The organism is Herbaspirillum lusitanum P6-12 (assembly GCF_000256565.1).
Classification (GTDB): domain Bacteria; phylum Pseudomonadota; class Gammaproteobacteria; order Burkholderiales; family Burkholderiaceae_D; genus Herbaspirillum; species Herbaspirillum lusitanum.
The window spans coordinates 1-6,446 of sequence record NZ_AJHH01000108.1 but is presented as its reverse complement, the minus strand read 5'-3'; the positions used below and the strand labels follow the sequence as shown (position 1 = coordinate 6,446).

Below are 6,446 nucleotides of genomic sequence, written 5' to 3'. Positions count from 1 at the left end.
CGCTGGCTTGTTCCACCAGGGCGGCGTTTTGCTGCGCTGCAAAAATAAAGGAAGAGGGCAGTACCGTACCTCCATTACTGGGAATTGCTTCGGTCAAGGGTGGATTTTATCTCCATGGCGGGACGCGTACCCGTGCAACCGACGGCAGTGTTATCGATCTTCCCAAGAAAGAAGGCATCCTATCGATCGCAGATATTAAACGCACGGCATTGCGTGTCGATGGCAATGACTCCGCGTCGCTTTGGGATCTTGGTGGCGGAGTTCTTGGTCTTGAGATCCATACAAAAATGAACGCCTGTGATGTCGGCGTCATTGAAGCCGTCGAGCTTGCCGTCAAGCTGACAAAGCAAGAGTTCGGTGCAATCGTCGTCGGCAACGACCATTCCCGAGCGTTTTCCGCAGGAGCCGATCTTTCCTATTTCGTCGATATGATGGAGAGGAAGAATTGGACCGATCTCGAGAAATTTGTCATCCGAGGTCAACGCGCCTTCATGCAGCTGAAATACGCGGAGGCTCCTGTCGTTGCCGCAGCCTTTGGCCTCACACTGGGCGGAGGTTGCGAGTTGATGATGCATTGCGACGTCACTTTATCGCATAGCGAACTCAATGCCGGATTCCCGGAGCTCAACGTGGGAATCGTTCCAGGTTGGGGAGGCTGCACTCAACTGATTCTGCGCACGGGAGGCGATGCTGCTTCAATCGAACGGGCCTTCAAGAGTGTTGTAAGCACGAGAATTTCCTCATCTGCTGCCGAGGCCGTCGAATTGGGGGTACTGCGGGCCACAGACCCGATCATTATGAATCGTGACCGATTGCTGGCCCAAGCTGTACAACAGGCACGATCTTTGATTGAGCTGCCATATCATGCGCCGGCTTCGAAATCAATCACGTTGGGAGGGGCCAAAGCCAGGAATTCATTGCTTGCGGCAGTACAACCTCTACGTCAGAGCGGAGCTCTTAGCGATAACGACTGGGCAATTGTCTCCGAATTGGCCACCATCTTCTCGGGGGGAGAAAGTGCTGAAGAAGTCACGTTGTCTGAAATCGACTTGTCCGTGCTTGAGCGAACAGCATTCATGCGACTCGCTTCGCGGCCAGCCACGTTGGAGAGAATGAAGCACATGCTCGCCACGGGCAAGCCTTTGCGTAACTGACCGGATCCCTATGAGCTCTCAATACAATGCGCCGGTCAAAGAGACTTTGTTTCTGCTTGAACACTGCTCGACCATTTCGGAATTGATCAAAAGCGGGCGATGCGCCGACCTCTCATTCGACTTGATCGAAGCGGTACTAACGGAGGCGGGGAAGTTTGCAAGCGAGATCTTAGCGCCTTTCAACACCGTCGCGGATCGGGAGGGCGTCTCCTTTGTTGATGGAACGGTGAAGACAGCGCGGGGGCATCGAGATATCTACCGGGAATGGACTGGCGCCGGATGGAACGGCGTTTCGGCGACAGTAGAATACGGTGGGCAGGGCCTGCCGCATGCCATCAATACAGCCTGTCTGGAGTACTGGCACTCTGCCTGTATGTCTTTTGGATTGGGGCCGCTGTTGAGCATGGGTGCGGCAGATACCATCGAAGCTTTTGGCACGCAAGAACTCCGCCAAAAGTATTTGCCGGAGTTAATCTCCGGGAACTGGATGGCGACCATGAATCTCACCGAAGCGCAGGCAGGTTCGGATCTTGGTGCTCTCCGGACTAAGGCAGTTGCCCAGTCGGATGGGAGTTATCGGATATTTGGCAGCAAGATATTCATCACCTATGGGGATCATCCTCTTGCGGAGAATATTCTGCATCTTGTTTTGGCCCGACGTCCAGAGGCGCCGCCAGGATCAAAAGGTATTTCACTTTTCCTTGTACCAAAGCTGCTGCTCGATGCCGAGGGAAAGTCCACGATTCGGAATGATCTCAGGTGCACCGGTATAGAACATAAGCTGGGCCTGCACGGAAGCCCTACTTGCAGCATGTCGTTCGGGGATAACGACGGCGCTGTCGGCTGGCTGATCGGGGAAGAGGAGCGAGGCCTTGCTGCAATGTTCACGATGATGAATCGTGCGCGACTCGCAGTCGCAGCCCAGGGAGTGGCGATCGCGGAGGCTGCGACCCAGCATGCCTTTTCCTACGCCAATGAACGTCGTCAAGGGCTGGCACTAGAAGCAAAAGATCGAACAGTTCCCAGTCGGATCGCAAACCACCCAGATGTCGCCAGAATGCTTCTCAACATGAAGGCGATGACAAGTGCCGCCCGCTGCATTGTCATTAAAACGGCCGATGCTATAGATCGTGCGAGGTTGTGCGCAGATATGGAAGATCGCCAATTGGCGCAGGATGAAGCGGATCTTCTGACGCCGGTAGCAAAGGCATACTCGACGGATATCGGAGTGGAAGTTGCGTCGTTGGGAATTCAAATACGTGGTGGCATGGGATACGTCGAAGAATCTGGCGCCCCGCAATTCCTTCGTGACGCCCGGATTGCGCCGATTTACGAAGGTACCAATGGCATTCAAGCCATCGATCTTGTTACGCGAAAGCTGAAAATCAAGGATCGTGACGTGGTGTCGCGGTTTCTTCGGACGTTTCTCTCCATTGCGAAGTCTGTTGAAACCTGCGGGCAGGCGGGCTTTGGCCCTGCAGGTGCCATTTTGACAGCTTCGATAGATTCCTTGGAAGAGGCAACAGACTTCATTCAACGGAAATCAGCAGATGTATCGATAGATGTCCTCAGCGGCGCAACGAACTATCTCAAGTTATTTGGCCTCACCGCAGGCCTTGCCTATCTTGCAGAGGCTGCCTTAGCAGCGCATGTGGCAGGAACTCCGAAAGAAGTTGGAGAGTGGACGGCGTTGACCCGTATCTTTGCGGAACAGCAATGTACTGCCTGTGCAGGGCTGTCTGCAACCGTCATCTACGGAAACACAGCGCTTGCAGAAGGCATGCTGGCGTTCAACCCTGAGTAATTTCACGATGACTGATCCGTCGGTCGGTCAGTAGCTTAAATCCATCCACGATACATACCAGTCAGGTTAGTTTTGGGAGATCCCCTCCGGTTTTTTGCCACGAGCCTATCCGCACTAAGGCATGCAAGTTGTCCACTAATCCGACTTGTTCGTTTAGCGAATATGAATCCCCATAATATCCGCAAACATGAGTTCGTTCCGTGTGTTGAAAATCTTGACTTACATTGGATGGATGCTGCGGCATTTGGTGGGCGATTCCAGTACGATTTTCTGGAAGTCTTTTAAAATTTACCAGAAGGAGGGGATGTATGCTGTAAGCACAGGGTTGCATGTTGCCAGATGCTTTGTAAAAGTCATCTTGAAACCATAACCTCCCAGGCAAGGCGAATAGAATTTGCGCAGTGCTTGACCTCCTCCGCAATTGACGGTAATTCCTCATCGGGCATACGCAAGACAGGTCCCACCAGTGAAACACAGTGACTGGCCACGCCATCAATCAGAATGGGAGCCGCGAGAGCCCTTACACCCTCATCGATTTCTTCATCATTCAGCGCATATCCTCGTGTACGCGCTTCGGTGATTTTTCTCATGAGTTTCTTGCGATCTATTACGGTCTTGGTCGCGTGCTTTTTCAATGGTGCTTCCGCCATAAAACTTTCCAAGTCTGTCGATGGACCAAACGCAAGGAACAGTTTGGCGCTCGCTCCTGCGGGCACCGGGACGATACTTCCCTTCAGATACGAAATCTTGAGCGGATGTCGACTCTCAACGCAGTCGATGACGACGATTTCCCCTCCGAGCATCTGGTTGAGTAGAACGGTTTCACCTGTCTTCTTTGAGAGCGCCTCAAGATGAGGGCGAGAGATATCCACCAGATTGACACTTCGAACCACTGCATGGGCCAATGCATAAATCTTGGGGCCGAGCTTATAGCCACCACCCACGCGTTCCTCCAGCAAGCCATTTTCTTTCAGCGTTAGTAGATACCGATAGGTTGTGCTTCTCGGTAAACAAAATCGCTCCGATACTTCAGCGGCCGTGATGGCCTGTCTGTTTTCGCTGAAGCTGAGCAAGATATCAAACGCTTTGTCAACGGTGATATTTGATCTCTTTGGCTTGTCTGCCATCGTCATGTCTTAACTGAAAATTGAGAAGCGAGTTTGCGATAGACCTCGGATTTAAAAAGCACGACCAAAGGGAGCGTTATTTCATCTTAGCTTATACCGGAATTCGTCGCATCCTAGTCTCATTAATCGGGATTGACGAAAAATGTCATGAGATTACTCTTACGGACACAACGAAGGCGGCCTACGCAGTCAGCCAAAAAAATAAATCAACAAGAAGGAGACATAATGGATCTGCAAGCAGAGAAGCAACTCATTGGCCTAGTCTCGAAACGACTCCAATGGATACTGCTTCTGATGATGTTCATCGCGTTCATGGATCGGACCAACATCAGTTTCGTGGCTAGTTTCATGAACAAGGACATCGGACTGAGCGCGCGGCAATTCGGATGGGGGGCGAGCCTCTTTTTTGTCGGCTATCTGTTGTTCGAAATCCCCAGTAATCTCATCATGGCGCGTGTGGGGGCGCGTCTTTGGCTGGCGCGCATCATGATCAGTTGGGGCATCGTCTCGTGCGCCTCTGCGTTCATTGTCGGCCCCAACTCCTTTTACCTTGCGCGCTTCCTGCTCGGAGTAGCCGAAGCCGGTTTCATCCCCGGGGTTGTACTTTATCTGAGCTACTGGGTGCCCCATCGTTACCTTGGCAAGTTCACCGGTTGGTTCCTGATGATCGTACCCATTAGTGCCAGCCTGACGGCCATGCTGACGGCGGTACTGCTGGGGCTGGACGAGGTGCTGGGCGTGACGGGATGGCGATGGGTATTTTTTACGGAGGGGTTGCCGGCCATCGTGGTGGGATTCTTCCTGCTGCGTTACCTGGCTGACAAGCCAGCTTCGGCAACATGGTTGAGCACTGATCAAAGGACGCAACTGCAAGCCATGGTCAATGCCGACCAGGTTGGCAAGATGACCGAGACGCCCAAACTTAAGCCGGCGCTAACATCGCCTTCGGTGTGGTGTCTGGGGGGTGCTTATTTCTTCATGAACGTTGCATTGGGCGCCCAGACTTGGTATCCGCTGTCCATCCATTTGTTCAAATTGTCCCGACCATGGGAGACAGCATCGATCGCTATTCCATCGGCCATCGCATCGCTGTCCATGCTGCTGTGGGCCAAGCGATCCGACCGCGGCGAGGAACGAAGCTGGTATGTGATCATTCCGGCGCTCGTTTCGGCGTTGAGCTGGTATGGCGCAGCCCACTGGATCAACGATGCATTCTGGCTGCCGGCCTTGATGTCCGTGGCGTATAGCGCAATGTTTGCTGCCTTGGTGGTGTTCTGGACCATTCCCACTCGAGTCCTCAGTGTAGAAGCCCGTCCCGCAGGCCTGGCGATCATCACTGCGCTCGGTCTGCCTGGAAGCATGATCTCGCTGGCGCTCGGAGGTCAGTTGCGAGACCAACTGGGCAGCTTCGCGCCCTGCTACTTGATGGCTGCCAGCGGCATGCTCGCGTGCGGATTGGTGGTTGTATGGATGCACTTGTCCGACCAGCGCAAGAAGGTGGCTCTTCCGGCCTGACGCAGCGCCGAGCCCATTTCACCGTTCACAATCAAAATCACGACAATGCCTTTCTTAGAAGAAGGCTTTAAAGGGAGACAAACCATCATGAAACTGTTCAAACAAACTGTATCGCCGTGGAAACTTATTGCCGGCATCTCCGGTTTATTGACGGTACCGGTATGCGCCCATGCTGACGACAGCATGACGATCTACGGGATTATCAATCCAGGGATTTCCATCTTCAACAATATATCCGGTGGTCGGACTACCATCATGTCTGATGGTGTAATCCAGGCCAGCCGTATCGGTTTCAAGGGTAGTGAGGATCTGGGCGGAGGCAATGCTGCGATCTTCCAGCTCGAAACCGGATTCAACTCTAAGAATGGGGCGCTGGGCCAAGGCGGTCTTTTGTTCGGACGCCAGGCTCTGGTGGGTATCACTGGCAAGGACTGGGGAAGCCTGACGGTGGGGCGCCAATACAGCTTTACCTATGACAATTTCGTCACCTTGATCAACGGCGTGACGACGTACAACCTGTACGCGTTCAAGATGGGTGATGCTGATGGAACCGCTGCGCAGCGCCTCAACAACGCAGTGAAATATGTCTCGCCGAAGCTCAATGGTTTTCAGCTTGGCACCATGCACTCGTTCGGCGAACAGGCGGGCTCCCTCTCAACTCAGAGCAGCGACAGCCTCGGTCTCACCTATGGAGGCGAGGGTTTCAAGTTGGTCTCCGCCTATACCGTCGCACGGGATACCCGACCTGCCATGTCGATTGGAACAACCGTCTTCGGTCAGTCGGTCACCCAGACCACGTTTGATCGCATCGATACGGCAGCGCTGGGTGCCCAGGTACAGGCCGGG

Annotated in this window: 5 protein-coding genes; 4 read left to right on the top strand and 1 reads right to left on the bottom strand. The window is 53.6% G+C overall.

All coding sequences use genetic code 11. The annotated features are described in order from the left end of the window. The coding region (locus HLUSI_RS0103805) for an enoyl-CoA hydratase/isomerase family protein (protein WP_016832709.1) at positions 1-1,154 on the top strand (1,154 nt) is incomplete at its 5' end. A gap of 10 nt (positions 1,155-1,164) precedes the next feature. After that, a complete protein-coding gene (locus tag HLUSI_RS0103800) occupies positions 1,165-2,958 on the top strand; it encodes an acyl-CoA dehydrogenase family protein (protein ID WP_016832708.1) in 1,794 nt (597 codons plus the stop codon). A 353-nt stretch (positions 2,959-3,311) separates the two neighbouring features. On the opposite strand, the gene HLUSI_RS0103795 is transcribed toward HLUSI_RS0103800, so the two are convergent. Continuing rightward, positions 3,312-4,091 carry an IclR family transcriptional regulator gene (locus HLUSI_RS0103795; RefSeq protein ID WP_016832707.1) on the bottom strand — a complete coding sequence of 260 codons (780 nt, stop codon included), beginning with the start codon at positions 4,089-4,091 and terminating at the stop codon, positions 3,312-3,314. Between the two features lie 219 nt (positions 4,092-4,310). Here HLUSI_RS0103795 and HLUSI_RS0103790 point away from each other — a divergent pair, with 219 nt between their 5' ends. Both HLUSI_RS0103790 and HLUSI_RS26830 read left to right on the top strand, forming a co-directional pair. Next, positions 4,311-5,600, top strand: coding sequence for an MFS transporter (locus HLUSI_RS0103790; protein WP_016832706.1), 1,290 nt, complete (start codon positions 4,311-4,313; stop codon positions 5,598-5,600). Positions 5,601-5,687: 87 nt separating this feature from the next. After that, a partial coding sequence (locus HLUSI_RS26830; RefSeq protein ID WP_162098048.1) for a porin occupies positions 5,688-6,446 on the top strand: 759 nt, incomplete at its 3' end.